This is a genomic window from Solirubrobacter phytolaccae (assembly GCF_027587195.1).
Lineage (GTDB): Bacteria > Actinomycetota > Thermoleophilia > Solirubrobacterales > Solirubrobacteraceae > Solirubrobacter > Solirubrobacter phytolaccae.
In genome coordinates this window covers 1-26,757 of sequence record NZ_JAPDDP010000020.1, presented here as the reverse complement: position 1 = coordinate 26,757, position 26,757 = coordinate 1, and the positions used below count along the sequence as shown (strand labels likewise).

The 26,757-nt window shown below is 71.1% G+C and carries 21 protein-coding genes; 9 read left to right on the top strand and 12 right to left on the bottom strand.

What is annotated here, in order from left to right:
- Positions 1-122 precede the first annotated feature (122 nt).
- The gene (locus OJ997_RS13140) at positions 123-3,809 is read left to right on the top strand and encodes a 3-keto-alpha-glucoside-1,2-lyase-like domain-containing protein (RefSeq protein WP_270025562.1); all 3,687 of its coding nucleotides are present in this window, start codon (positions 123-125) and stop codon (positions 3,807-3,809) included.
- Here the strand turns inward: OJ997_RS13140 and OJ997_RS13135 are convergent, their stop codons facing one another.
- A complete protein-coding gene (locus OJ997_RS13135; protein WP_270025561.1) occupies positions 3,810-4,649 on the bottom strand; it encodes an aldo/keto reductase in 840 nt (279 codons plus the stop codon).
- 43 nt (positions 4,650-4,692) lie between these two features.
- Between OJ997_RS13135 and OJ997_RS13130 the strand changes: the two genes are divergently transcribed.
- Positions 4,693-5,175 carry a DMP19 family protein gene (locus OJ997_RS13130; protein WP_270025560.1) on the top strand — a complete coding sequence of 161 codons (483 nt, stop codon included), beginning with the start codon at positions 4,693-4,695 and terminating at the stop codon, positions 5,173-5,175.
- On the opposite strand, the gene OJ997_RS13125 is transcribed toward OJ997_RS13130, so the two are convergent.
- Positions 5,127-5,408, bottom strand: coding sequence for a hypothetical protein (locus OJ997_RS13125; RefSeq protein WP_270025559.1), 282 nt, complete (start codon positions 5,406-5,408; stop codon positions 5,127-5,129). The two genes, OJ997_RS13130 and OJ997_RS13125, sit on opposite strands and share 49 nt — an antisense overlap.
- Before the next feature lie 253 nt (positions 5,409-5,661).
- Here OJ997_RS13125 and OJ997_RS13120 point away from each other — a divergent pair, with 253 nt between their 5' ends.
- Together OJ997_RS13120 and OJ997_RS13115 are read left to right on the top strand one after the other, a co-directional pair.
- Entirely contained in the window at positions 5,662-9,474 is a 3,813-nt protein-coding gene (locus tag OJ997_RS13120; RefSeq protein ID WP_270025558.1) for a DNRLRE domain-containing protein, read from the top strand.
- On the top strand, positions 9,471-10,079 hold the full coding sequence (locus OJ997_RS13115; RefSeq protein WP_270025557.1) for a hypothetical protein: 609 nt from the start codon (positions 9,471-9,473) through the stop codon (positions 10,077-10,079). Before OJ997_RS13120 ends, OJ997_RS13115 begins: the two co-directional genes overlap by 4 nt.
- Here the strand turns inward: OJ997_RS13115 and OJ997_RS13110 are convergent.
- From OJ997_RS13110 to OJ997_RS13095, 4 genes are all read right to left on the bottom strand, one after another.
- A complete protein-coding gene (locus OJ997_RS13110; RefSeq protein ID WP_270025556.1) occupies positions 10,076-10,840 on the bottom strand; it encodes a lysophospholipid acyltransferase family protein in 765 nt (254 codons plus the stop codon). The genes OJ997_RS13115 and OJ997_RS13110 overlap by 4 nt on opposite strands.
- A 70-nt stretch (positions 10,841-10,910) precedes the next feature.
- Positions 10,911-12,524, bottom strand: a complete 1,614-nt coding sequence (gene larAH / locus OJ997_RS13105; protein WP_372517891.1) for an NPN-dependent hydroxyacid isomerase, LarAH14/15/16 family — start codon at positions 12,522-12,524, stop codon at positions 10,911-10,913.
- A gap of 17 nt (positions 12,525-12,541) precedes the next feature.
- A complete protein-coding gene (locus OJ997_RS13100) occupies positions 12,542-13,684 on the bottom strand; it encodes a zinc-dependent alcohol dehydrogenase (protein ID WP_270025554.1) in 1,143 nt (380 codons plus the stop codon).
- Positions 13,684-15,912 carry an SDR family oxidoreductase gene (locus tag OJ997_RS13095; RefSeq protein WP_270025553.1) on the bottom strand — a complete coding sequence of 743 codons (2,229 nt, stop codon included), beginning with the start codon at positions 15,910-15,912 and terminating at the stop codon, positions 13,684-13,686. The genes OJ997_RS13100 and OJ997_RS13095 overlap by 1 nt, the downstream gene beginning before the upstream one ends.
- 32 nt (positions 15,913-15,944) lie before the next feature.
- On the opposite strand from OJ997_RS13095, the gene OJ997_RS13090 reads away from it, so the two are divergent.
- The gene (locus OJ997_RS13090; protein ID WP_270025552.1) at positions 15,945-16,535 is read left to right on the top strand and encodes a TetR/AcrR family transcriptional regulator; all 591 of its coding nucleotides are present in this window, start codon (positions 15,945-15,947) and stop codon (positions 16,533-16,535) included.
- On the opposite strand, the gene larE is transcribed toward OJ997_RS13090, so the two are convergent.
- The 3 genes from larE to larB form a co-directional block, all read right to left on the bottom strand.
- Positions 16,498-17,298 carry an ATP-dependent sacrificial sulfur transferase LarE gene (gene larE, locus OJ997_RS13085; RefSeq protein ID WP_270025551.1) on the bottom strand — a complete coding sequence of 267 codons (801 nt, stop codon included), beginning with the start codon at positions 17,296-17,298 and terminating at the stop codon, positions 16,498-16,500. The two genes, OJ997_RS13090 and larE, sit on opposite strands and share 38 nt — an antisense overlap.
- A 70-nt stretch (positions 17,299-17,368) precedes the next feature.
- Positions 17,369-18,505, bottom strand: a complete 1,137-nt coding sequence (larC, locus tag OJ997_RS13080; protein ID WP_270025550.1) for a nickel pincer cofactor biosynthesis protein LarC — start codon at positions 18,503-18,505, stop codon at positions 17,369-17,371.
- Positions 18,502-19,170 carry a nickel pincer cofactor biosynthesis protein LarB gene (gene larB, locus OJ997_RS13075; RefSeq protein WP_270025549.1) on the bottom strand — a complete coding sequence of 223 codons (669 nt, stop codon included), beginning with the start codon at positions 19,168-19,170 and terminating at the stop codon, positions 18,502-18,504. Before larB ends, larC begins: the two co-directional genes overlap by 4 nt.
- A gap of 147 nt (positions 19,171-19,317) precedes the next feature.
- On the opposite strand from larB, the gene OJ997_RS13070 reads away from it, so the two are divergent.
- Genes OJ997_RS13070 through OJ997_RS13055 form a run of 4 tightly spaced genes read left to right on the top strand, consistent with a single transcriptional unit; the run spans position 19,318 to position 22,844 of the window.
- Entirely contained in the window at positions 19,318-19,554 is a 237-nt protein-coding gene (locus OJ997_RS13070; RefSeq protein WP_270025548.1) for a hypothetical protein, read from the top strand.
- Positions 19,555-19,585: 31 nt separating this feature from the next.
- Complete coding sequence (locus OJ997_RS13065) at positions 19,586-19,966, top strand: hypothetical protein (protein WP_270025547.1); 381 nt, start codon at positions 19,586-19,588, stop codon at positions 19,964-19,966.
- 20 nt (positions 19,967-19,986) lie between these two features.
- Positions 19,987-21,669, top strand: coding sequence for a methyltransferase domain-containing protein (locus tag OJ997_RS13060; RefSeq protein ID WP_270025546.1), 1,683 nt, complete (start codon positions 19,987-19,989; stop codon positions 21,667-21,669).
- On the top strand, positions 21,645-22,844 hold the full coding sequence (locus OJ997_RS13055; RefSeq protein WP_270025545.1) for an ArnT family glycosyltransferase: 1,200 nt from the start codon (positions 21,645-21,647) through the stop codon (positions 22,842-22,844). Before OJ997_RS13060 ends, OJ997_RS13055 begins: the two co-directional genes overlap by 25 nt.
- Here the strand turns inward: OJ997_RS13055 and OJ997_RS13050 are convergent.
- From OJ997_RS13050 to OJ997_RS13040, 3 genes are all read right to left on the bottom strand, one after another.
- The gene (locus OJ997_RS13050; RefSeq protein WP_270025544.1) at positions 22,809-23,960 is read right to left on the bottom strand and encodes a patatin-like phospholipase family protein; all 1,152 of its coding nucleotides are present in this window, start codon (positions 23,958-23,960) and stop codon (positions 22,809-22,811) included. The genes OJ997_RS13055 and OJ997_RS13050 overlap by 36 nt on opposite strands.
- A complete protein-coding gene (locus tag OJ997_RS13045) occupies positions 23,947-24,324 on the bottom strand; it encodes a hypothetical protein (RefSeq protein ID WP_270025543.1) in 378 nt (125 codons plus the stop codon). Before OJ997_RS13045 ends, OJ997_RS13050 begins: the two co-directional genes overlap by 14 nt.
- Positions 24,321-26,757: AAA family ATPase (locus OJ997_RS13040; protein ID WP_270025542.1), on the bottom strand; the 2,437-nt coding region annotated here is incomplete at its 5' end. The genes OJ997_RS13040 and OJ997_RS13045, both read right to left, overlap by 4 nt.

Sequence of the window (26,757 nt, the reverse complement as noted above, 5' to 3'; positions counted from 1 at the left end):
CTATACGAAGGGGCGGCCGGATGATCACACGTCACCCGATAGGGGTGACCCGCTTGCATGCGGACCGGGGTGTCCGTAACTTCTCATGTCGCATTCACTGCTGACTCAAGGAGGAGAACGAAGTGGGTAGAGGGAACTGGCGCGGCCGCGTGGGCGCGGTTGCGGTCGTGTGCGCCGGAGCGACCGTCGCGCTGACGGGCTCGGCGAGCGCGCAGCTGCCGCCGCAGCAGCCGGGCGTCACGCTGCGCACGTACCAGCTCGGCAGCACGCCGAACGAGCTGTGCACGATCAAGGCGGGCACGACGCCGAACGTCGACAAGGTGATGTCGACGATCAACTGGACGACGACCGACCAGTTCGGCGCCAGCAACAACTTCCTCTCCCATGTCTTCGCGAACCTCACCGTCGCGACCGCCGGCGAGCACACCTTCCGCCTCAGCAGCGATGACGGCTCGCGCCTGAAGATCAACGGCAGCGTCGTCATCGACCACGACCTCACGCACGGCGCCGACCCGCCGAAGGACGGCGCGGTCACGCTCACCGCCGGTGTGCACACGCTCGACGTCGACTACTTCGACCGCGCCAACGATCAGGTCCTGAAGCTGGAGTGGAAGCGCCCCGGACAGTCGACCTTCGAGGTCGTCCCGACGTCGGTGCTGAGCACGGACGCGGACGTCGTGCGCGTCGTCGCGCCCGGCAACAAGTACTGCGAGGGCGCCGCCGACACGGCCGGCGACGGCCTGCGCCTGGAGACGGTCAACCCGAACTACACGCTCACGAACCTGCGCCCCGCCGGCTTCGAGCCGCGCGTCGCGGCGCTGGACTTCATGGCCGACGGCCGGATGGTCGTGCTCACGTCGGGCACGCCGCGGCCGGGTGCCGACCCGTCGGTCCAGCCGGGCGAGGTCTTCGTCGTCTCCAACGTCACCGGCACCACGAGCGCGAGCCAGGTCGAGTACAAGAAGGTCGCGACCAACCTGAACGTGCCGATGGGCATCGCGGCGATCGGCGACAAGCTCTACGTGACCGAGAAGCACGCGCTCACCGAGCTGTCCGCCGACACGAACGGCGACGGCATGATGGAGCGCCGGACGCTCGTGACGCTGCCCAACGGCGGCAACTTCCACGAGTTCAACTTCGGCCTGCTCCACGACGACGACTACTTCTACGTCAACCGCTCCGTGGCCATCAACGAGGGCGGCGCGACGACGAGCCCGCAGCCCGGCCCCAACGCCGGCACGCACCTGCGGATCGACCGTGAGACCTACGCGGTCGAGTACATCGCGGGCGGCCTGCGCACGCCGAACGGCATGACGTGGGGCCCCGAGAACGACATCTTCGTGATGGACAACCAGGGCGGCTGGCTCCCGGCCTCCAAGCTGGTCCACATCAAGAAGGACCGGTTCTTCAACCACTTCACGACGCCGGCCGGTCCGTTCGACCACAAGCCGGTCAGCAAGCCGGTCCTGTGGCTGCCGCAGAACGAGATCGCGAACTCGCCGAGCACGCCGATCACGCTCTCCGACGGCCCGTTCAAGGGGCAGATGCTCTTCGGCGACGTCACCTACGGCGGCCTCCAGCGCGCGTTCCTGGAGAAGGTCGGCGGCGAGTACCAGGGCGCCGTGTTCCGCCACTCCGCGGGCCTCGAGGCCGGCGTGAACCGCATCATCGCCGGTCCGGACGGCGCGCTCTACGTCGGCGGCATCGGCTCGACCGGCAACTGGCAGGAGCCGGGCAAGCTGCGCCACGGCCTGCAGAAGCTCACCCCGAACGGCACCAACGTCTTCGACATGGAGAAGATGGAGGTCGTCGAGGGCGGCTTCAAGATCACCTACACGCAGCCGCTCTCCGACGACACGGTCGCCGACCTCGCCGACGGCTACCGCGTGCAGCAGTGGCGCTACGTGCCGACGTCGGCCTACGGCGGCCCGAAGCTCGACGAGGAGCAGCTCCTGGTCACGGGCGCGACCGCGTCCGCCGACCGCAAGTCGGTCACGCTCCAGATCGCCGGACTGCGCCCCGATCACGTCGTGCACGTCCGCTCCCCGCGCCCGTTCTCGGCCGCCAACGGCCAGGAGCTGTGGAACACCGAGGCCTGGTACACGCTCAACACGATCCCGGGCTACAAGACCCCGGCCGAGAGCGGCTTCTACGAGGCCGAGGAGGCCGCGCTGCTCGGCGGCATGCAGTACGACACCGAGCACTCGGGCTACTCCGGCTCGGGCTTCGCCGACAACCTGGCGGCCGTCGGCAGCGGCGTCCGTTGGCAGGTCACCGTCCCCGAGGACGGCGTCTACCCGGTGCGCTTCCGCTACGCCAGCGGCGTGACCGCGGGCCTGCCGGTGAACAAGCGCGTCTCGATCTACGTCAACAACGCCAAGCTCGGCCAGCAGACGTTCCCGGGCACGACCGACTGGAAGAACTGGACGTTCCTCTCGCGTGACCTCACGCTCACCAAGGGCGTCAACACGATCGCCGTCCGCTACGACACGGGCGACGAGGGCCGCATGAACTTCGACGCGCTCCAGGTCGGCAACGGCGCCGACCACTGCGCGCCGATCACGCAGGAGCCGGGCTACGTCGCCCTGTACGACGGCACGCTCGAGTCGCTGTCGAAGTGGCGCATGGCCGGCCCCGGCTCGTTCGGGCGCCAGGAGGACTGCTCGCTGCGCAGCGCCGGCGGCTCGGGCATGAACTGGTTCACGGCGCAGGAGTTCGGCAGCTACACGCTCAAGCTCGACTGGAAGCTGATCAAGGACGACAACGGCGGCATCTGGGTCGGCTTCCCGAACCCGGGCACCAACCGCGACATCGCGATCAACCAGGGCTACGAGATCCAGATCGACGAGTCCGACGTGCCGGACCGCCTGACCGGCTCGATCTACACGTTCCAGGGCGCGAACCGCGACAAGGTCGTCGAGGCGCTCAAGCCGCTGGGCCAGTGGAACGGGTACGAGATCCAGGTCCAGGGCCAGAACATCAAGGTGTTCCTCAACGGCGTGCTGGTCAACGACTTCACCAGCACCGACCCGGTCCGTGACCTCACGCAGGGCTTCATCGGCATCCAGAACCACGGTGCCGGCGAGCTCGTCTGGTACCGCAACATCCGCCTCAAGAGCGGCCCGGTCACCCCGGTGGACTCGACGCCGCCGACGGTCTCCGCGACGCTCGACGGCACCGGTCCGGTCCAGGTGACGCTGTCGGCGCAGGACGAGTCGCCCGGTGCCGTGACGGTCGAGTACCGCCTGGACGGTGGCGCGTGGACGGCCTATTCCGCTCCGCTCACCGTGACCGCCACCGGCGACCACACGGTCGAGTACCGCGCGACCGACGCCGCCGGCAACGTCTCGCCCGTCGGCTCGAAGACGTTCACGATCGCCTACGTCGAGGACACCGAGACGCACGAGCTGGAGGGCACCGTCGCGCCGACGCTCGCCGTCCGGCTCAGCGGCACCTCCTCGCTCGGCGCGTTCGTCCCGAACGTCGATCGCGACTACACCTCCACCACCACGGCGACGGTGACCAGCACCGCCGGCGCGGCCACGCTCACGGTCTCCGACCCGAGCGCGACCGACACCGGCAAGCTCGTCAACGGCAGCTTCGCGCTCGCCCAGCCGCTGCAGGTCCGCAGCGGCGCGGCCGCGTTCGCGCCGCTGGACGCCTTGGTCACGCTGCGCACGTTCGCGGCGCCGATCAGCGGCGAGCCGGTCCCGGTCGAGTTCAAGCAGACGATCGGCGAGCGCGACCCGCTCCGCACGGGCCGCTACAGCAAGACGCTCACCTTCACGTTGTCGAGTACGACGCCGTAGCTAGGTGAACAGCGGCGCGAGGTCCAGCGCCGCCAGCTCCTCGTCGGCCGGGCGCTCTCTGTAGCGCTCGGCCGCGTCGAGCAGCTTGGGCAGCACGCCGACGTCACCCGTGGTGAGCAGGAACACCTGCGGGTTGCCGAGCACCCAGTGCACGGCGGTGTCGATGGCCGACTGCTCGGTGAGCGGCTCGTACCACGTGGCCGCCGTGTGCTCGCGACCCTCCCACGGCGCGCGGGCGAGGCTCTTGATCGTCTGCAGCGCGACGTTCTTGGTCGCGCACAGCGCCGCCAGCTCTTCGAACGTGCGCGCGTACCGCTCGTCCTGCATCTGCACGTGGTTGTACGGGCACAGCACCGAGTCGAAGTCGAACCGCTCGAGGCTGCGCAGGTGCATCTTCGGGATCGAGAGCCCGTGCCCGGTCACGCCGATGTGCTCGACGAGCCCTTCCTCACGCGCCTCCAGGCAGGCTTCCAGCGCCCCGCCCGGACTGAGCGCGATGTCCCACTCGATCACGTCGCACAGGTTGTGCAGCTGGATCGAGTCCACATGGTCGACGCCGAGCCGGTCCAGCGACCGCCGGATCTCCTCGCGGGCCTTCGCGTATGTCCGCTCGCCGGTCTTCGTCGCCACGAAGAACTCGTGCTCCTTCAGCCACGTCGCGATCCGCAGCTCCGCGTCGCCGTAGCTCGCGGCGACGTCGATGTGGTTGATGCCGTGCTCGAGGAGCAGCTGCAGCGCTGCGTCGGCGTCTGCCTTCGAGACGTCGCCAAGCGCCGCGGCACCGAAGATCACGCGGCTGGACTCGTGTCCGGTCGCGCCGAATGGGGCGCGCTCGATCATGCGCGGAGCTTACGCCTCCGCCCGGCCGGGCACTTGCGTGGTCGTGGCTCTCGACCATCGCGTCTCGCCCGGGTCCGTCACCGGGCTCGAGGGCTTCGACCGCCTCCAGCGCCTGCACGAGGCGGCCGTCGGCTGCTTCGACGACCGGCTCGACGAGCTGACGCCGGGCATGCGCGCGCTGACCGTGCTGTTCGTGTTCTGCGGCGAGGTCGACAACGGCGGGTTCTGCTCGTGCATGGGCAACTCGGCCGGCGACTTCACCGCGGAGGCGATCGCCGCCGCGCGTCTCGTCGGCGCCGACGCGCACGCGGAGCTCTTCGAGCGCTTCGTCGCGGTCGGCCTGGCCGGCGACGTCGCGATGCCGCAGCCGACGCGCAACGCGCGGCTGCTCGCGATGACCGGGGACGACGAGGCGGCCATCACCGAGCTCGACGACGCGTTCTACGCGCTCCCGTCGATCGACGAGGATCTGGAGCGCTACGTCGCCTCGCGCCCGGAGGAGTTCTTCACGGCGCCGCTGAGCTGAATGACGGCGAGGAACACGCCGAGCACGAGCACCGTGCCGAGGAACCACGGGTTGACGAAGACGTCGGTCGTCGAGGGCTCGCCGTAGGTGCAGGCCGCCCCGGGCGGCCACAGCGAGAGGTCGCCGCCGGGCACGAACCGCTCGCGCTCGCACAGCGTGCCGGCGCGGCCGCCCGTGTGCCAGAAGACGAACGCGCCGACCGCGAGCAGCAGGGCGAGAAGCACTTGCGACATTCGGGACACACCGAGTGGGTGCCCCGGATGGCCGCAATCTAACGCCTCACTGATCCGGAGCGGCACGTCACTTTAGTTACGCATCATTTAAATGATCGGGGAATCTCGCCTTTACGTGTCACATTGGGGGCGCTGAGGAGATTGCTCCTCGCTTAGGAGTGGGGGAGAAATGACAGCTCTGGCTGCACGTGCGCGGGCGCGTGCTTCGACGGGGTCCATTCGGCGATCACACGTGGTCGCCGCTGGATGTGTGGTGCTTTCGAGCCTGGTGCTCGGGACCGAGGCGAGCGCGAGCACCGGCGTCGACGCGCTGAGCCGGGCAGGCACGCCGCTCGGATCGTTGACGGGCACGCGCGACGCGACGCCGACGGTTGCAGGCGCCGAGCTCACGTCGGAGCGCACGCGGTTCTCGCGGACGTATCAGCGGGCCGGGCAGGACGGCCGTTTCATCACGCGAGTCTCAGAACAGCCGCTGAACTTCTCGGTCGATGACGGTGCCACTTGGCGCCCGATCGACAACCGGCTGCTGGCCACCGGCGGCGCCTTCGCGGCACGCAACGCCGCCAACGCGTTCGACGCGCGCCTGCCGCGCTCGCTGGCCGCTCCCGTTCGCGTGGAGGCCGACGGTCGCTGGGTCAGCTTCGCGCTCCTGGGTGAGGAGACCGCCGCGCCGACGCTCGACGGTGACACGGCGACCTATCGCGTGTCCCAAGAGGTGACCGCGCGCTACACGGTGCACGGTGCCGGTGTCCGCGAGGTGCTCTCGCTGGCTTCCGCGAAGGCGCCGGACAGCTTCCGCTATCGGGTCGACGCCAGCCGTGGCCTCCAGCCCCGGCTCACCCGCGACGGGGGCGTCGCGTTCGTCGATGCCGCCGACAACGTGCGCTTCGGCTTCGCGGCCCCGACGATCGTCGACGCCAAGGGCGTGACGGGGCGTGCCACGTTCGGGCTCTCGCGCGCAGGCTCCGCCTGGACGCTCACGGTCAGCACGGACCGGGGCTGGCTGCGCGACAAGGCACGCGCGTTCCCCGTTGCCCTCGACCCCGACGTCTACTGGGTCGACGGGCTGCTGCGCTTCTCCAAGGCCGACCAGGACTGCTTCTTGGACAGCTCGACGCCCACGACGTCCACCTGCAGCCTTGCCTACCTGCGCGTCGGCCGCACCTCGAGCGGTGAGCTCAAGCCCACCTTCCGGTTCGCGGTGGAGGACGCGATCCCGCCGGACGCGCAGGTGCTCGAAGGCTGGTTCGCCCTCTACCACAACCAGAGCACCGGGAGCACGTCGCCGACCGGCATCGAGCTGCATCGGCTGACGGTCCCGTGGACGAACGCCGCGACCTGGAACACGACGAACGGCAGCACGGCCTGGCCCGCCGGAGCGATCGACCCCGCCGTCGAAGGGCCCGTGCGCACCATCGGGCAGCCGGGCTTCTGGACCGCGTGGGAGCCGACCGAGCTCGTCCGCAAGTGGGTGGCTCGAGCGCTTCCGAACCACGGCTTCGTGCTGCAGACCCCGACCGGGTCGCCGCAGAGCCAGTTCCGCTTCACCTCCAGCGACGGTGACGCCTCGCAGGCGCCGTACATCGATGTCGACTGGATGCCGGCGGTCGGCCAGCTCGGGAACTACACGCTGGTCGACGCGCCCGACACCGCGACGCACGCGGTGCGTGTGAACCCGGCCAACGGCAACCTGCTCGTCGACGCGACCGACGCGCCCTTTAGCGGGTTCGAGGAAGGGTTGGCGCGTACGTTCAACTCGTTCGCGACGTGGCGGGTCTGGGGCCAGCTCGGCCCGGGCTGGACGAACCATCACGGCGATGGCCTCTACGTGGGCGTCCCGGACTGGGACGGTTCGATCCAGGTCGGGCTCCCGAGCGGTGCCGAGCTGACGTTCTATCCGGACGGTGGCGGCGGCTACTTCACGCCGGCCAGCAACCATGCGGCGCTGTCGGCGAACCCCGACGGCTCGTACACGGTCCGCCTGCAGCCCGCCGACGCCGCCGAGAGCGCGTACACGGGGTTCCCGGATCCGTACCACTGGCGGACGCAGAGCATCGTGCGCGGCGCCAGCACAGTGACGTTCGGCCAGGAGGACGCGAACCGCCGTCGCACGATCGTCGACGCCAACCGGACCCTGCTGCAAGAACGGGACACGGCGGGCCGGATCGACACGATCGTCGACCAGACGAGCGGGCGTACCGTGAACTACAACCATGACAGCGGAGGGATGCTCACCAGCGTCCAGACGCCGGAGCGGACGAGCACGTACACGCACGACGGCTTCCGCGGACCGCTCACGTCGATCGCGGAGTCCTCGGGCACGACGATGGCGTTCGGCTACGACGGACAGGGCCGCGTCACGAGTGCTCAGCGCACCGTCGGGAGCACCGTGACGAGCACGACGTTCGCCTACGCCGCGGCGAGCTCGCCGTGCGACCCGGCGACCGACGCGACCAAGACGACCGTGACCTCCGGCAGCGTGACGTACACCTACTGCTCGGACCGCACGGGCGTCGTGACCCGTGTGATCTGCTCGTGCACCAGCACGGACACGACGCCACCGGTGATCGCGCTCGACGGCTTGCTGTACGAGCGCGGGCAGACGACGTCGCACACGGTGCCGGACGACTCGGACCTGCTCGTGATGGCCACTGACGGCAACTCGAGCGCGCCGCAGTCCGGCGTCAAGCAGATCGCCATCAACCTCACGGGTGCCTCACAGGTGCTCAACGGGGCTCCCACCTCGCAGGTCACGCTGACCGACCGGGCCGAGTGCCCGGGCGACTCGTGCGTGCTCGACGCGGAGCTCGAGTTCAACCCCGACAACTACGTCGCTCCGAGCGGCATGACGGTGACGGTCACCGCGACCGACTTCGCCAACAACACGGCGACGACGTCGTTCACCGTCGTACCGGACGGGCAGCCCGACACCACCGACCCGGACGACTCACCCGCGGCCCGCAGCGTCTACACGTGCACGCCCGACGCGGAGCTCGCGACGGCGATGGGCGGCGTCGGATACACGACCGGCGGGACGTCGGCCAATCCCCAGTGGACGCTGTTCTACGCGGACGACACGTACCGCGTGACGCAGTGCAACGCGGCCGACGAGGTCACGTACGCGGAGCGCGTGGAAGCGTTCGAGCTGCCCAGTGGGACCACGGAGTACGTCACGACGGAGACCACTCGCCGTGACCGCTACGACCAGCTGTTCGTATTGGATGCGATGCTGGTCAGCCCTGACGATCCGGCGTTCGCCGCCGGCCTCGCGGAAGCACGGAGCAAAGGCATCCCGGAGCCTCAGCCGCCCACGGTGGGGGACTTCGAGCCGGCCGCGTCCGCCGCTCGTTCGCTGGAGGAGCTGCCGGCCGGGATCGACGAGAACGCCCGTGGCTGTGGCGCCAACAGCCGCCTCAGCTACGAGCTGTACCCGAAGTGGGATGCGCGGGAATACACCTACCGCTTCAACCGCAGCGGGCTGGGCGGCCACGTGCGGGCGCGTCAGCGGGTCATCGAGGGTCACCAGGCCTGGAACAGCACGCGGGACAACTGCGGCTTCCGTGACCAGGTGAACTTCCGCGCGATCTACGACTCGTCCCCCACCAACCGGAGGTTCAGCGCGACGCAGCGCAACTGTCCGAACGGGACGAACGCGACCAACTGCGCGAACACCGTCGACTTCGCCGAGATGGCCGCGGGCAGCTGTGGCGGCATGGCCGTGCCGGTCGGCTGCACGGCCCGGTCGCTCAACGCGAACGGCACCCGCATGAACGAGGCCAATCAGCGCTACAACACGGCGGTCAGGCTCTATCTCGGCTCGGTCGGAACCAACACGGGCCAGTTCATCAACCCGCTGGACAACTGCACCAAGACCGCCGCCGGTAGCCCCAATTGCTACGACCTGTACGCGGTCGCCATCCACGAGACCGGTCACTCGATCGGCCTCGCGCACGACGACGATGCGCTGCAGGCGATGTTCGGCGTGGCTCGGGAGAACTCCACCGGTTGGCGGCGGCTCTACCGTGGTGACGTGAACGGCATGCGGAAGCAGTATCCGGCGCAGTGAACCTCCGGCCCTGGACTTCGGGCGGCGTAGCCGCCGGCGTGATCGCGGCATTCGTGCTGTGCCTCACCGGCTGCGGCACCGCTCGCCCGGAGTCCAGTGGCCGACCGGTCGCCGCGCCTGCCTCGGACTGGGTCACTGCCGGGATCGGGCGGTTCCAATGGGGTGAGCGCTGGCGGTTGCGTGTCCGGCTCTCGAGCGAGGGACGCGGGGAGCAGTGCCTCAACCTCCGGCCGCGCGAGCCGCGTGAGCGGGTCTGCCCGGCCGGTGGCGAGACCGGGGTGCCGACCGAGGAGTTCGAGAGCTTCGAGGACGTCTGCGCCGGGCGCGCGTTCGCGTACGGTGCGGTGGACCGCGGCGCGACCGACGTGAAGCTCGTCACCGGGCGCGGCGGTGCGCTCCCCACGCGCGTGACGTTGATGGAGGCGCCGTCGCAGCTCGGGGGCGACCTGCGGTACTTCGTCGCCGAGGCGCGCACACGGCGGCATCGAGCCCGCGGGACCACGCGACTGCGCGTCTATTACGCGAGCGTACGTGATGCCACGGGGCGTGAGCTCAAGCGCGTCGAGCTCCACCCGGGGGACGTGGTCACCCTCGTCCGCTGTTAGTGCTCGATCGAGTCCTGCAGGCGTGCGGTGAGCTGATCGGGCGTCTCGCCCGGGCGGGGCTGCAGCGGGCGGGCGAAGGTGACCTTCGTCTTGCCGCGGCGGTTCAGGCCGCGGCCCTTGGGCATGACGAGCGCGGTGCCCTCGATGTGGATCGGGATGATCGGGACGCCGGCGGTCAGCGCGAGCTCGGCGACGCCCGCGCGGTAACCCTCAGGGCCGGCTCCGCGGGTGCCCTGGGGGAAGAGCATCACGTTGCGGCCGTCGCGCAGGTGGGCGGCCGCCGCGGCGAGGCCGCGGCGCTGGCCGCCGCCGCGGTCGAACGGGAAGGTGTTGATCCAGAAGCCGGCCGCGAGGGCGTAGCCGCGCTTGCGGTAGAAGCGGTCGCTCGCCGCGCCGACGACGGTGCGGGAGCGCCAGGCGTGCGGGAGCGCGAGCAGCACGAGCGGCGTGTCGATGTCGCTCTCGTGGTTGGGCGCGAGGATCGCCGGCTGCGGCGCGTGGACGAGGTCCTCGGCGCCGATGATGGTCGGCATCGCGACCGCCCGGGTGGCCGGGAAGAGCAGCGCCTGCTGGGCGAGCTCGCGGATCAGCGCCGGGCGCGGCTCACGCAGCCAGGCCTGGTCCTCGACGCCGCGCTCGGACCACGGGTCCTTGCCCGCCGAGACCGTGCGCCACTTGGAAGGCGCCGACGGCGCCCGGCTTCCCGCCTTGTTCGAACCGGCGAGCTTCTCCAGCCGACGCCCGCCAGAGGCGAACTTCACAAAACACCTCGAGCGCGAGAACGAGCCCCTGGGCGAGTTCTCGCCCCGGATGCGAGCCCTTGGGCGAGCATCAGGCCTCGACTTGCGCGTAGAACAGCGGCGGGCAGTGGAAGTGGGTGAGCGACGGATCGCGGCCGACGACCTGCTCGGCCATCTCGAGCGCGTCGCGCATCGTGTCGGCGCGGCGGAAGCCCAGGCGGCGGCAGGCCTCGGCGTCGCCGCCGACGAAGATCACGTCACCGAGGTGCTGGAGGCCGTGCGCGCCCCAGTACCACATGTAGAACGGGTGCACGCCGTGGTAGGCGTGGCTCGTCCGGTACAGGTGGCGGTACCACTCGTCCTCGGCGTAGCTCTTCTCGAAGCGCCGCTCGATCTCCGCCGGGTCCTTCGTCTCGCTCAGGACCTCCTCGTAGAAGTCCACGTACGAGGGGTGGTGCACCGGGTGGAACTCGCGCTTGACGGGGTGCGTGAAGATCATCACGCCGCCCTCGCGCACCAGGGGCACGCCCTGGTAGAGGTTGAAGAAGTACCCGAGCCCCATGCACATGACGAGGATCGGGTTCAGGATCGAGTCGACGTTGTACGGGCCGACGTACGGCAGGCCGGCGGTGACGATGTCCGCCTGGCCCTTCACGTACACGGCCTGCTGCGCGGCGACGTGCTCGAGCGTGACCTCGTGGACGGGCCCGACCGCGCCCGCCTGGACGCCGGTGATCGAGTACGGGGCCGTCGACTTGTGGAAGGCCGCGCGCCGCAGCTTCGGGTTCATCCGGTCCGTCGTGCGCTTGAGCGCCGCGAACGTCGTCTGCTCACGCGCCGTCCAGCGGGCCTCGGGCTTGGCCAGGAAGCTCAAAGGCCCGTCGAACATGTCGTTGTTGAGCGTCGTCTCGATGTGGAAGATCGGGACGGCCGCCTCGACGATGTCGCCCTGCCGGTTGGTGCTGTTGTGCATCTCCGACTTGCTCGGGTCCATGAAGGACTTCGAGTGGCGCATCGTGTGCACGTTGTGGTGGGCCTTGACGCTGTTGTACGTGCCCAGGCCGACCGCGACCGACTTGTGGCCACCGTCCATCGAGACGATGTTGATGTTCACGTAGATCAGCAGGTCCGACTCGGCGGCCCGCTTGGACAGCTCCACGTCTTCGTCGTGGCGCGTCTTGCCCAGGTCCACGATGCCGTCGGGATCCTCGGCGTCGTGGTTGTAGAGCCGGTCGGGATAGAACTCGTCGAAGATCCGGGAGCCGACGGCGCGCTTGAGCTCGGCCGCGGTCATCCGCCGGTGCAGCGCGAGCGCCGCGATCAGGTGGATGTCCTCGACGCCGGCCCGGTAGGCGCGCTCGAGCACGTGCTCTATGACCCGCCCGCGGATGTCCGGGAGCTTCATCGGCGGGAGCGGAAGGCTGATGTCGTCGAACGCGATCGTCAGCTTCATGCCCGGTCGCAGCAGCGAGTCGAGCGGGTCCATGCCCAAGGGTGAGTCGAGCGCGGCGCAGATCGCGGCATCGACGTCGATGAGGCCCTTCATGGGCGGCGGCGGATAGACGATCCGGGAGCCGACGGGCAGCCGCTCGAGCCGGAACTGCTCGCCGGAGTGGAACAGCGTCGGCGGCGAGTGCTCGTGCACCTCGACGACGCACGCCTCACGCTCGGTGGCGGGCTGGCGGCGCTTGGTGCGCTCGATCATGCGGGTCGGAGCGATGCTCATGCGGCGATCTCGAAGACGGTCTTGACGCGACCTGCGCGTGCGGATTTGGGCGCAGTCTCCAAAGCCTTCTGGAAGCTGCGCAGCGGCCAACCGCGGTCGATCAACCGACCCGGCTTCAACGTACGGGCGAAGTTCAGGGCGGCGGGGAAGTCGTGCTCGTAGCCGTACGCGCCCCGCAGCTCGAGCTCGCGCAGCCACGCCGCGGCGAGGTCGGCCTTCAGCTCACCCGGCATCCCGACGAGGACGACCCGGCCACGCGGACGCGTGATCGTGATCGACTGCTCGATGCTCATTCCCGTCCCCACACAGTCAAGTACACGGTCGAAGCCGCCGAGCAACATCTCGCGGTTCAAATGACCGACCAATCTCCGGGAATGCGTGACCCGCGCGCCCTCGATGTAGAGGTTCTCGGGCGTGAAGACGTCGTCGGCGCCGAAGCGGCGCGCGGCGGTCTGCTGGCCCGCGTGCTTGGCGACGACGATGATCGTGGCGGAGGGCGCGGCCTCGCGCACGGCCGCCAAGGTCAGCAGCCCGATCGTGCCCGCGCCGATGATCGCGATCGTCTCGCCCGGCTGGACGTCCGCCTGGCGCGCGGCGTGCAGCGCGCACGCGAGCGGCTCCACCAGCACCGCGTCCTCGTCGGAGAGGTCGTCGGGCACGGTGTGCAGCTGCGACTCGTGCGCGACGAGGCCTTCACTCCAGCCGCCGCCGGTCTCGCGGCAGAAGCCGGTCTGCAGGCCGGCGGACAGGTTGCCGTCGATCACGTTGCGGCACAGCGCCGGCAGGCCCTGCGCGCACTCCGTGCACGGGGGCGTGACGCCACGCACGGTGCAGCCGAGCGCGGGCTGGACGACGACGCGCTCGCCGCGCCGCGGGCCCGCGCCGATCTCGCCCACGATCTCGTGACCGGGGACGAACGGCGTGCTCGTGAGCGTCGCCAGGTGCAGCGAGGCCTTGCCGGTCACGAGCGCGAGGTCCGAGCCGCAGATGCCGGTGAGCTTGGGCCGCACGGGCAGCCAGCCCGGGCCGGGCATGCGTGGGGGCCGAACCTCGGCGAGCGCCAGCGCGCCGGAGCCCGGAAGCTTCGCGCGCTGCGCCACGTACTTGGCCACCGACGGCGTGTACGTCAAGGCCTGCACTAGATCGCGGCCTTCTCGGTGCTCCACGCTTCGATCGGCCAGCGGCGACGCCGCGCCTCACGGGAGAGCCGGAAGTCGGGGTTGATCGCGTGCGGATGGCCGACGAGCTCGAGCAGCGGCAGATCGGCGAGCGAGTCGCCGTAGGCGTGGCAGTCGCTCAGCTCGACGCCGTGGTCGGCGGCCAGGCGGGCAGCCAGGGACGCGCGACCGTCGGCGGTCAGCGGCGGCTCCTCCAGCTCGCCCGTGAAGCGCCCGACGCGCTCGACGAGCTTGGCGGCGTGGACCTCGTCCGCGAGGTGCTTGAGCGGCTCGACGAGGAAGTCCAGGGCGCTCGTGATCAGGATCACGCGGTCCCCGCGGCGCTTGTGCTCGCGGATGCGGCGCACGGCCTCGTTCTGGATCCGCGGCTGGATGAAGTCCGCCAGAGCGTCCTCGGCCTGGCGCTTGAGCTCGCGCGCCGGGAGGTCCTTGTAGAGCTTGTAGAAGTTGCGGTTGAACGCGGTGCGCGAGCGGCGGTCCTCGATGATCCAGCTCGGGACCTTGGTCGCGGCGCCGGCCGTCCACACGAGCTTGTCCAGCTCGGGCATGTCGCGCGTGCGCAGCCAGGCGTAGAAGTGCGCGACGGTGGAGTCCAGCACGACGCCCTCGACGTCGAACAGCGCGAGCGCGGGCGGACCTTCGGGCACGGGGCGACGGCCGGCCGAGCGCGTCTTCTTCGGCCCGGGCGCGGGCGGCACGGCGATCTTGCGCAGCGCCGGGAGGTGGACTTCCTCCATGTAGTGGTCCCAGTCGATCTCGTCGACGTCGAACCCGAACCGCTCGCGGTCCTCGGGATGCAGCGACTCGAGGAGCGCGCGGGCGTTGCGGTCGTCGAAGACGCAGTCCAGCTCGCCGTACGGGCGGTAGATCTCGTTGAGCCGCTTCAGCCGGTCCAGCTTGCGCTGGTTCTTGTGCAGCCGGAGCTCGACGTCGTTGCTGCGCGGGATCGGCAGCTTGTCCACGAGCGTGCGGCCGCGCTCGAGCACGGCGTTCGCGCGGTTGATCTTCGTGAGGATGCTGCCGGCCGAGGAGAAGTTCCAGTCGGGCACGCTGACCGGCAGGCCGTCCTCGTCCGGGAGCGGGCGCTCGCGGAAGTACTTCGTCGTCACCTCGGCGAGGTCGCCGATCGTGAACGGGTTGCGCATCCCGGTGCTCACGTTGAACACGCGCGGCGTCTCCGGGGGGTGCGCGGCGGCCGCGAGGCACGCGTTGGCCACGAAGTCGACGGGGATGATGTCGATCCGGATGCTGCGGTTGGCGCCGAAGCGGCCGGGGATGATGCCGGCGCCGTAGCCGAGCATGATCGGGTCGGCGACCTTCAGCGACTCCATCCAGCCGGGGTACGGCGTGTGCAGCGCGGACTCGACGATCGCCGGGCGGACGATGGTCAGGTTGCGCGGGTTGGCCGTGATCAGCGTGCGCTCGCCGAGTGCCTTGGACAGGCCGTAGGTGTCGCTCCAGCCGAGGGCGCGGGCGCGCTCGCGACCGCGCTCGGTCAGCTGGTCACGCACCCACTCGTAGCGCAGGATCTCGGCGCGCGTGCCGACCGCCGGGCCGCCGGCCGGGCCGATCGCGCGGTGCGCCTCGGCGACGAAGCGGTGCTGGTGCTGCGGCAGCCGCGACTCGGCCTCGATGTCCCGCCGCCAGGCCTTCGCGGCGTCCAGCTCGGCGTTCAGGTCCAGCCACGGCTCCGTCGGCGCGGTGCCGGACGGCTTCTCGAGCACGAGCCCGGTGCGCATGCCGGCCGCGTAGGCCGTGGAGACGTGGATGAAGTAGGGGTCGCTGCCGCCGGCGCGGACCGACTCGAGCAGCCGGGCCGGGCCCTTGGCGTTGAGCTCGAGCGCCTCGTCGAGCGGCTGCTCGAAGGAGACGGACGCGGCGCAGTGGATGACGACGTCGATGCCTTCCAGGCCCTGCAGGCCCTCGCGGCCCAGGTCGCCGCTGACGGGGCGCACGCGGGAGCCGTCGAGGCCCGCGCACGGGCCGCTGGGGAGGATCTCGTCCGAGAGGCGCTTGGCGGCGTCGCCGCGCAGCAGCACGACGACCTCGGTCTCGGGCAGCTCGCGCAGGATCTGGCCGAGCACGGCCTTGCCGAGGAAGCCGGAGGCACCGGTGAGCAGCACCGTCTGGCCGGCCAGGCGTTCGCGAATGGTCGCGGGGAATACGTCTTCGTCAGGCAGAGCGAGCACCGTACCAAGGCTCTCTACTAACGTGTCAGTAGATGCCCTCTCAGGCCCGCATTTTGGAGGCTGCACGTGGCGAGTTCGCGCTCCACGGCTACGGCGCGCGGCTGCAGGACATCGCCGAGCGGGCGGGGTTGACGCACCCCACGCTGCTGTACCACTTCAAGTCCAAGGAACGGCTCTACGCCGCCGTGATCGAGCAGGCCATGGCGGACTGGGCGGTGATGACCTCGCAGGTCGTGGCGGTCGCGCCGCTCGGGTTCGACCGTGTCGCGGCGCTGGTCCGGGCGGGCATGGAGTTCTTCGCCACGCACGCGGACTTCGTCGTCATCTGGCGGCGCGAGGCGATCGAGGGCGGCGGCCGGCTCGAGGGCGCGATGGCCGAGCACATGCGGCCGTTCCTGGACCGCGCGATCGCGTTCCTGGAGCGCGAGATGGCCGCCGGCCGGCTGCGCGAGCACGACCCCAGCGAGCTGATGCAGATCGTCTACGGAGCGGTCTCGACCTACTTCTCCGACGCCGGTTTCCGCGCCCGGCTGTTCGGCGGCGACCCGACGTCGGCGGAGGCGCGCGAGCGCTTCGGCGCCGCGCTCACGGCGATGTTGCGGGACGCGCTGGCTCCACGTTGAGCCGGCCGCTCTTGAAGGGCTTGATGTCGATCACCGCGTGCTGGTAGCCGGCGCGCTTGATCGCCCGGACGATGCCGGGCTCGGCTGACAGCGCGCGGTCCAGGTCCTCGATGGCGACTTCCAGCCGGCCGAGGATGCCGTGGTGGCGGACGCGGATGACCGGGAACCCGAGCGCCTTCACGGCCTGCTCGGCGCGGTCGATCTGCGCGAGCGTCTCGGGGTCCACGCCGGTGCCGTAGGGGATGCGGCTCGCCAGGCAGGGGGAAGCGGGCTTCTCCGCGCTGGGCAGGGCGAGCAGGCGCGCGAGCTCACGGACCTCGTCCTTGCTCGTGTTGACGAGCGGGTGGACGACGTCGTGCTCGGCCGCGGCCTTCAGGCCCGGTCGCCAGTCGCCCTGGTCGTCTTTGTTGGCGCCGCTGAGCAGCGGGACACCCGGATAACGCGCGGCGAGCGTGCCGTAGAGCTCGGACTTGCAGAAGTAGCAGCGGTCGCGGCCGTTGGCGCGGTAGCCGTCGCGGGCGAGCTCGTTCGTGCTGACGAGCTCGTGCGTGATGCCGATGTGTGCCGCCACCCGCTGCGCGCCTTCGAGCTCGCCGCTCGCGACGGACGGGGACACGGCGGTCACGGCCCGGGCTTTGTCGCCCAGCGCGCGGAAGGCGATCGCGGCGACGACGGACGAGTCGACACCGCCGGAGAACGCGACGACGGCGTGGCCGAGCGCGGCGACCTCGCGCTCGAGCGCGGCGAGCCCGGGCCCGGTCACGAGGAAACCTCGCCGCAGGAGCGAGCCGCAAGGCGAGTTCCTGCCGAAGCATGCGAGCGCGCAGCGCGAGTCATGCGACTGCCTCGTGGGCCGCGGCGAGGGCACGCGCCCATACCGTCTTCACGGGCTCACCCGCGATTCGCGCCGCGCGCTCGCAGTCGGCGTGCTCGGGGGCGAGGTTCACGACCTTGCCTTCGCGGCGGCCGACCTTGATCCGGACGGGCTCTCCGGCGACCTCGACGGTGAGGAAGTCGCGTTCGAGCTCGACGCGGTCCAGGTGCGCGACGCGCACGCCGAGGCTGCTGGTCTCGCGCAGCATCGCGTCGATCACGGCGCGCTCGTCACCCGGACGGGCAAGGGCGGAGATGACGAAGCCCGGGCGGCCGCGCTTCATCTGGGCCGGCGTGGTCCAGACGTCGACCGCGCCGGCTTCAAAGCACGCGGCGGCGGCGTCGGGCGCCAGCTCGGGCAGGAAGTCGTCGAGGTTGGCCTCGATCAGGCTGATCGTGCCCGTGGTCGCCTCGGTGCCGAGGATCACGCGCACCACGTTCGGGAACGGCTTCAGGTCACGCGTGCCGGCGCCGTAGCCGGTGGAATGCAGCGTCATCCGCGGCAGCGGTCCGTAGCCCTCGGCCAGCGCGGCGACGAGCGCGGCGCCCGTCGGCGTGACGAGCTCCATCTCCAGTTCCACACCGTGGATCGGCGCGCCCTTGAGCAGCTCCAACGTGGCGGGCGCGGGCAGCGGCAGGTTGCCGTGCGCGGCCTTGACGAACCCGCGGCCCATCGGCAGCGGCGAGCACAGCACCTTGTCGATGCCGAGCGACTCCAGCGCGAGCGCGACGCCGACGATCTCGCCGATCGCGTCGATCGCGCCGACCTCGTGGAAGTGCACCCGCTCGGGCTCGATGCCGTGGATCCGGCCCTCGGCGATCGCGAGCCGCTTGAACGCCTCCTGCGCGCGGGCCTCGACGCGCTCCGGCAGCCCGGCCTCGGCGATCAGCGTGCGGATCGTCCCCCAGTCGCGGTGCGGCTGCTCCGCCGCGCCGGTCACGGTCGTGGTGACGGCGGTGATGCCGTGCCGGTCGGCGGTCCCGCGTTCGACTGCGAGGTCGAACGGCGACAGGTCGACCGTTGCACCCGCGTCCAGCAGCGCGCCGAGCAGCATGTCCCCGGCGACCCCGCCGATGCAGTCCACGTACAGGATCACTTCGATTGCCTCGCGATCCGCGCAGCGATCGTGCCGGCGCCAAATCCGTCGTCGATGTTCACCACGGCCACGCCCGCGGCGCAGCTCGTGAGCATGGCCAGCAGCGCGCTCACACCGCCGAACGTCGCGCCGTACCCGGTGCTCGTCGGCACCGCGATCACCGGCGCGGCGACGATCCCGCCGACCACGGACGCGAGCGCCGCGTCCCACCCGGCCACGACGATCACGCAGTGCGCGCGCTTGAGGTCCGGCAGCGCGGGCTCCAGCCGGTGCAGCCCGGCCACCCCTGCGTCTACGTGCACGAGCACCTCGGTCCCGAGCAGCTCCGCCCGCACCTGCGCCTCGCGCACGACCGGCAGGTCCGACGTCCCGCCGGAGACGATCGCGACCACGCCCTCGGGCGCCGGCACGTTGCGAGCGACCCACGCGAGCCGCGCCCGCTCGTCCTCCTGCGCGTCGGGCGCCACCTCACGCAGCGCGGCGCGAGCAGCCGCGTCGGCGCGCGTCACGAGCACGCTGCTCGCCTCGGCGTCCAGCAGCGCCTGCGCGATCGCGCTGATCTCCGCGGGCGTCTTGCCCTCGGCCACGATCGCCTCGGGGGCGCCTTGGCGCGCTTCGCGGCTGGTGTCCACCCGCGCGAACCCGAGGTCGGCAAAAGAGTCCATCTGGGCTCGCAGGTTATCCGCGGGGTACGGCTGGCCCCACCGGGACCGGCGGGTTGCACGGCCACAGAAGGCGGGCTGGCCCGGTGGGGAGAACGTTCACCCCGGAGGAGGATTCACCCAACCACCCGCCGACCCGAGGATTCCTCCATGACCACCACCGTGCACGAGCTCGCCTACCGCGCCCACGACGGCATCTACGTGACCATGTTCTGGGACGCGGCCTCCGATCAGGTCACGGTGGCGGTCGCCGACGCCAAGACCGACGACGCGTTCGAGGTGGTCGTGCTCCCCGGCGAGCGCGCCCTCGACGTCTTTCATCACCCCTACGCGTACCGGGCGGTGCGCGAACAGCATGGGGCGTCGACCCTGGTCCATACGACATGAGGGTGCTCCGCGTGGGATGATGCTCGGCGCGATGGTGATCGCGACCGATCTCACCGTTGTGCTGCGTGACGAGCCTGGCGGCTTGGCGCGGGTAGCCGAGGTCGCGGTCTCGGCCGGCGTGCACCTTCGCGGCATCGCGGCGTTCACCGGCGACGAGCACGGCTTCGTGCACGCGCTGGTCGACAACGACGACGTGAAGGTCGTCACCGCGGCGCTCGAACGGGAGCGCCTGCGGGTCGCCGACACGCGGGAAGTGCTCGTGGTGCCGGTCGGCCCCGGTGGGCTGGTGGACGTGATGATCCAGCTCGCCGAAGGCAACGTGAACGTGGACCTCGCGTACACGGCGCTCGGCGGCGACCGCGTCGTGATCGCCACGGACGACATCTACAACGCGCGTGAAGCGCTGACGTAGCTGGTAGCTTGCCGCCCCGAATGGCGGTGTGCCGGATCTGCTCCGGGGAGCTCGAGCTACGCGTGCCCGGCAACGGCGCCGCGCTGACGGCTGCCCACTTCTCGCCCTCCGCGCACGTGGTCGGCCAGCACGGCGACCTGCTCGGCTGCCTCGAGTGCGGGACGATCCAGCAGCCCGTGCTGCCACAGGGCGAGGCGCTGCACGACCTGTACCGCGAGATGCGCGACGACGACTACCTCGCCGAGGAGGAAGGCCGGCGCGCGACCGCCAACCGCCTGCTCGACCTGGTCGGCGCGCACCGCCCGCGCGGGCGGCTGCTCGACGTCGGCTGCGGTCACGGCCTCCTGCTCGACGAAGCCCGCAAGCGCGGCTACGAGACGGTCGGGCTGGAGCTGAGCCGCCAGAACGCGCAGCACGCGCGCGAGACGCTCGGGCTGGACGTGCGCGAGGTGCCGCTCGAGGCCTTCAGCGAGGGCACGAACGGTGACTCGCCCGGCGCGTTCGACGTGGTGATCCTCGCCGACGTGATCGAGCACCTCGACGATCCGGTGGCCGCGATCGACCAGTGCGCCGCGCTGCTGCGGTCCAGCGGCGTGCTGTGCGTGGTCACGCCCGACCCGGCCTCGCTCACCGCGAAGGTCGCCGGCGCGCGCTGGTGGGGCTACCTGCCCGCGCACACGGTCCTGCTGCCGCGCCGCACGCTGCGCGAGCTGCTGTCCGCCACCGGGCTCGTGATCTCCGAGGACGTCCCGTTCGTGCGCACGTTCGCCGCCAAGCGCTGGGTAGGCGGGTTGGCGGAGCGGCTCGGCCCGCTCTCGAGGCCGCTCAACGCCGTCGCGGACCGGATGCCGCCGGTGAAGCTCTCGCTCAGCCTGTACGACGAGCGCGTGATCCTCGCGCACCGCACGCCGGTCACGCTCGCCGACCACCCGCTGCTCTACCACGCCAACGGCCGCGCGCCGATCCACGTCGTGCTGCCCGCGTACCGGGCGGTGCGGACCATTCCTGACGTCGTCGCGGAGATGCCCACCGGCGCCGCCGACTCCGCGCTGCTGATCGACGACGCGTCCCCCGACGAGACCACGAACGTCGCGCTCCTGCACGGCCTGAACGTCCTTCGCCATCCCACGAACCGCGGCTACGGCGCCTCCCAGAAGACGGGCTACACGCGGGCGCTGCGCGACGGCGCGGCCGTGATCGTGATGGTGCACGCCGACAACCAGTACGACCCGGGCCTCGTCGCCGACATGGCCGAGCCGATCCTCGCCGGCGACGCGGACGTCGTGATCGGCTCACGGCTGCTTGTCGACCGCGCGGTCGCGGGCGGGATGCCGCGCTGGAAGTGGGTCGGCAACCGGCTGCTGACCGGGATCGAGAACGCGGTCTTCGGCGTGCGCTTCAGCGAGTACCACACGGGCTACCGGGCCTTCAGCGCCGACTTCCTGCGCTCGGTCCCGTTCCTGCGCAACTCGGACGACTTCGTGTTCGACCAGGAGATCTTCGCCCAGGTCCTGTCGCGCAACGCGCGCGTGGTCGAGATCCCGATCCCGACGCGGTACTTCCACGAGGCGTCCTCCGTCGACTTCCTCACGAGCCTGCGCTACGCGCTGAAGACGCTGTGGGTGCTCGGCCGCTACCGGCTGGACCGCCGCTGGACGTTGCTCCGCCGACCCGCTGCATGGCTTTCAGCACGCGACGAGTAGCCGTCGCGATCCTCGTCGCCGCGCTGGCGATCCGCGTCGCGTGGGTGTTCGCGACGCCGGACTACCGGCTCGTGCACGACGCGCTCGACTACAACCGGCACGCGATCTCGATCGCCAACGGGGACGGGTTCGCGCTCAGCTACGGCCGCGAGACCGCGTTCCGGCCGCCCGCGTACCCGATCTTCCTGGCGGGCGTGTACTGGCTCTTCGGCCCGTCGCTGGAGTGGGCGCGGCTCGCGAACGCGCTCGTCGGCACGGGCATCGTCGGCCTGATCGGCGTGATCTGCGCGCAGATGTGGAGCTCACGCGTGGCGCTGATCGCGATGGCGCTCGCCGCCGTCTACATCCCGCTGATCCTCGTCGGGCAGTCCGTGATGAGCGAGCCGCTGTTCGTTCTCTGCCTGCTCGGCGCGATCGCGTGTGCGATCAGGCGCTGGCCGCTCGCCGCGGGTGTGCTGATGGGGCTGGCCGTGCTCGGTCGGGCGAACGCGCTGATCCTGCTGCTGCCCTTGGCTTGGGCGGTGTGGAAAGGGCCCAAGCCCGCGCTGATCATGGTCGTCGCGTGCGCGCTCACGATCGTGCCCTGGACGATCCGCAACTACGTCGTGCTCGACCACTTCGTGCCCGTCTCCACGCAGCTCGGCTCCGCGCTCGCCGGCACCTACAACAGCGAGGCGATGAACAACACGGAGAACCCGGCCGCGTGGATGTCGCTCAAGCGCGTCGACGACTACCGGCCGATCTTCAACCGCGTGCGCGAGACCAACGAGGCCGTGCTGGAGAAGGAGCTGCGCAGCGCCTCGCTCGACTACATCAAGGACCATCCGGGCTCGCCCTTCAAAGTCGCCTACTGGACCTCGCGCCGGATGCTCGACCTCGGCGGCTGGGACTGGGCGATCCACACCGCCGGCACGGTCAGCGCCGGCAAGCGCGCGGGCGCCGCGGGGATCGTCTGCTTCTGGGCGTTCGCGCTGCTGGCGATCGGGGGCGCGTTCACGCGGCGTGCGCGGGAGGCGCCGCTGTGGCTGTGGAGCGTTCCCGTGCTGATGTACCTCGGCGTGGTCTTCCTGGTGGTCGAGACGCCCCGCTACCGGATGGCGATCGACCCGTTCGTGATCATGCTCGCCGCGCTGGCGCTCTCAGCGCTCACGACCAAGCGGACCCAGGTCCCATAGGCCCTCGTCGTGCGGCTCGGCCAGCCACGCCTCGGCGTCGGCCCGGCCACGCTCGATCAGCGCGCGGGCGAACTCGGGCGCGAAGAACAGGTAGCTGAGCAGCTCGCCGTGCAGCGGGTCGGCGTCGGCGTCGATCAGCCGGCCGAGGAACGCGAGCTGCGGCGCGCGGGCCGCGTGCAGCAGCCCGCCGTAGTGCTTGCGGAAGACCTCGCGGGCGATCTGGCCGATCGTGTCGCGCTCGGGCGGCGCGACGAAGATGTACGGGATCCGCCGCTCCGGGCCGGCGAGCCGGTTGATCGTGGTGAGCGTCTGCAGGTCCTCGACGAGCGGGTCGGCGAGCAGCGCGTCGAGCACGAGCGCGGCGCCCGCGGCGAGGTCCGGGCGCTCGTCGCCGCCGGCCTGGCCGGGCGCGATCGAGTGCAGCCCGATCACGATCACGCGCCGCGCGCCGAACGCGAGCGCGGGCTTGATCGGCGCGTTCAGGCGCGTGCCGCCGTCGAAGTGCCAGCCGTCGTCCAGCCGGACCGCCGGGAACAGGGCGGGGATCGCGGAGGACGCGCGCACGTGCGTCTCGGTCAGCGCGGTCGGGACGTAGTCGATCGCGCGCTTGTCGTCGCGCACGTTGTCCGGCGTGCCGCCCGTGTGGAAGACGATGCTGCGGCCCGTGCGCGCGGACAGCGTCACGACCGCGGCGGTGATCAGCTGCCCGTTCGCGACGTGCTCGCCGATGGCGTCGAACGGGATCACGCGGTCCAGCGTCGGGCCGAGCGGCGTCGTGTCCAGCAGCGACGGGATATCGAGCGACAGCAGGCCCGTGAAGTTCACGGCGCCGCGGGCGAGGCGCTCCAGGTCCTTGAGCGACGGCGTCGCCATCACGTCGCCCCAGTGCAGGCGTTCCCACACCTCCCGGCCGGCGGCCAGCGTGGGGTCGCCGCCGTCGGGGACGGTCGCGGCGATGTAGGAGCCGTTGATCGCGCCGACGCTCGCGCCGACGATGATGTTCGGGCGCTCGTTGACCGGCAGCGCGGGCAGCAGGACGGACAGCACGCCCGCCTCGTACGCGCCGCGCGCGCCGCCGCCGGCGAGGACGAGGCCGACCGGGTTACGCGAGGGCACGAGCGACCGTCGTGAGGAACTCGCGCGCGGTGACGAGGTGCGTGCGCAGCTCGTCCTGCGTGAGCCCGACTTCATAGGCGCGGTGATGGCAGGCGTTCGAGAGCGCCGTCCAGGCGAAGTCCGCCTCGCGCGCCTCGGGCTTGTCGCCGAGGTAGGCGGGCAGGCATACCCAGCGGTCGCGCATGCTCGTCTCCAGCATCCCGGCCGACTTGTCGTTCCAGAACACGTCGACCGTGCGCTCCAGCGACTGGCGGATGAGCGCCGCGGCGGCGTGCGGCCAGGCGCCGGACGTGCGCGGGTCGAACTCGTCGAGCTGGCGCTGGGCCTCGTCCAGCACCTTGGAGACGGTGAGGCGCTCGCTCACTTGGACGTCGTCTCCAGGTCGCGGATGAAGCTGCGCGTGGTGTCCGGAAGCCGGGTCAGCGTCTCGCGCTCGAGCGCGTTCCCGTGCGCGCCGCGGTTGAGCGCGGTGACGAGCGCGGCGCTCGGGTCGCCGTAGCGGCGCTTGATCTCGCCGCCGACCTCGCCGTGGCGGCCGGCGTCGCCGAACAGGACGAGCGCGAGCGTCTCGCGGAGGCTGCGCGCCTCGGCGATCTGGTCGTCGGCCTCGTTGAGGTCGGTGCCGTGCTGGGCGGCGCGTCGGCGCACGATGTTCGCGGCGGCGGCCTCGACCGCGCTGCGGCAGAACATCGGGACGACGCGCGCCTGGACCTCGGGCGGGAGCCGGTCCGGCTTGGCGTAGCCGCGGGCGCCGTCGAGGTAGCGCTGCACCGGGCTGCGGGAGACCTGGACGTCCACCGAGGACTGCGCGCGGCGGTCGACGTGGAGCATCGTCGCGTCGAGTCGGAGGCGGCGGATCGCCTCCGGCAGGCGGTCGTCGTGGGTGAAGACGACGATCTGGCGCGTGCGGGCGGCGCGGTGCAGGACCTTCGCGAGGCCGTCGACCTTCGCCGGGTCCATCGCCTGCACCGGGTCGTCGATCACGGCGAAGCGGAAGGGCGACTCCTCGAGCGCGGCGCGCGGCAGGAAGACGGAGACGGAGAGCGCGAGCAGCTCGCCCTGGCTCATCACGCCGAGCGCGTTGGCCTCGGTGTCGTCGGCGCGGACGTCGAAGTCCGCGCGGCCGCCCTTGCCGACCTTCTTGAGCGTGATCTCGTGCAGGTCGACGCTCGATCCTTGACGGAGCTCCTGCCAGTTGGCGATCGCGGACTGGCTGATCGGGGCGAAGCGCTCGCGGCGCAGCTCGTCCGTGGCGCCCTTGAGCCACTTCTCGGCGTCCTTGATCGCCTTCAGCGTGGTGGCGCCGGTCTCGACCTCCCGCGCGCGGGCGAGCCACCCGCGCAGCTGGCCGGCGAGCTCCTGCCAGGCGGCGCCCTTGCGCTCGAGCTCGGTCGCGGCGCGTTGCGTGAGCTCGCGCAGCGTGGCGACCGAGGCCTTCAGCTCTGCCTCGGTCTCGCGCGGGAGCTCCAGCTCGTCCTCGATGAGCCCGAGGTGGCGCGCGGCGAGCGGGGCGGCGAGCGCGTTGCCGTCAAGCAGCGACTCGACGCGGCGACGGGCGCCGGTGAGCTTCGCGTTGGCCGACGTGAGCGCCTGCGCCTGCTCCTCGAGCTGCGCGGCCTCCTGCTGGGCGGCGCTGACCCACGCCTCGTCCAGCACGCCCGGCGTCTTGCACACCGGGCAGTCGTCGGTGAGCGTCGCGGGGTCCTTGAAGGCGAGCGCCTTGCGCAGCAGCACCGCGAGGTTCGTCGCGCGCGCGGCGTCCGTGGCGCTCGCGTCGGCGTGCGCGCGCTCGGCGGCCTTCAGGTCCTGGAACGCGTCGCGGATGTCGGTGTCCGTCGGCAGGTGCAGCGCGGCGAGCCGCCGCAGCAGCGTCAGGTCCTCCGTGTAGCTCGGCGTCTCCTCCAGCAGCCCCGTGAGCTGCGACAGGTCGGGCTTGCGGCCGCCGATCGCGGCGTTGACGAGCGCGTGCCGATCGTCGTCCGGGCTCAGCCGGGCGAGGAGCTGGTCGCGTTCGGCGGTGACCGCCTTGCGCTGCCCGTCGAGGGCCAGACGCGTGGTGGCGAGCTGCGCCGCGAGCGCGTCCAGGTCACCGAGCCCGAGCACCGGCGTGAGCGCGTCATACAGCGAGCTCAGCGTGTCGAACATCGTCGCCAGCTCCGCGTACGCGAGGAACGGCCGGAAGCTCGGCAGGTCGCGGTCCCAGCCGTGCTCGGCGAGGACCTGCGCCGGCGCTGCCCGACCACTCGCATCGCCATAGGGCGCGCCGTGCGGCCACTCCTGGTCGAGCGTCACGACCTCGCCGCCCTCGAGCTGCAGCTGCGCGGCGATCGCGGTCGGCTCGGTGTGGTGCAGGCACTGCCACGTCTCGCTCCACGCCTTCGGCCGCTTCTCCCAGCGCTTGAGCGCGCCGGTCATCAGCAGCTCCAGCCCTTCCGCGAACGACGACTTGCCACTGCCGTTGCGGCCGACCACGACGGTGAGGCCCGGCGCGGGGTCGAGCTTGAGCGTCGCCGGCCGACCGATCCCGCGGAACCCCTCGACCGTGACCTCCTTCAACCACACGGGCGGCGACGTCGCGGTGGTCGGCGCGGGCGCGGCGCTGTCGGCCGCGGCCTCGATCACGCCCTTGGCCTCGTTGTCGAGGTCGCTGGCGCCGAGCCGCTCCAGCAACAGGGTTCTCAGCACAGGGTCCATTGGCCTCCCGCGATCGTAGAAGGAGCCCCGGCCGGTTCGTACGGCGAGCACACCGTCGGGCCGCGTGTCAAGCACCTCGCGCTGCGCGGCGAGCCGCTTGACA

Coding starts and splice junctions, on each gene's coding strand:
- OJ997_RS13135 (WP_270025561.1), bottom strand. CDS start 4,649: ATGATCGAGCGCGCCCCATTCGGCGCGACCGGACACGAGTCCAGCCGC.
- OJ997_RS13090 (WP_270025552.1), top strand. CDS start 15,945: ATGCCCTCTCAGGCCCGCATTTTGGAGGCTGCACGTGGCGAGTTCGCG.
- OJ997_RS13065 (WP_270025547.1), top strand. CDS start 19,586: ATGGTGATCGCGACCGATCTCACCGTTGTGCTGCGTGACGAGCCTGGC.
- larB (WP_270025549.1), bottom strand. CDS start 19,170: ATGGACTCTTTTGCCGACCTCGGGTTCGCGCGGGTGGACACCAGCCGC.
- OJ997_RS13070 (WP_270025548.1), top strand. CDS start 19,318: ATGACCACCACCGTGCACGAGCTCGCCTACCGCGCCCACGACGGCATC.
- larAH (WP_372517891.1), bottom strand. CDS start 12,524: ATGATCGAGCGCACCAAGCGCCGCCAGCCCGCCACCGAGCGTGAGGCG.
- OJ997_RS13060 (WP_270025546.1), top strand. CDS start 19,987: ATGGCGGTGTGCCGGATCTGCTCCGGGGAGCTCGAGCTACGCGTGCCC.
- OJ997_RS13125 (WP_270025559.1), bottom strand. CDS start 5,408: ATGTCGCAAGTGCTTCTCGCCCTGCTGCTCGCGGTCGGCGCGTTCGTC.
- OJ997_RS13055 (WP_270025545.1), top strand. CDS start 21,645: ATGGCTTTCAGCACGCGACGAGTAGCCGTCGCGATCCTCGTCGCCGCG.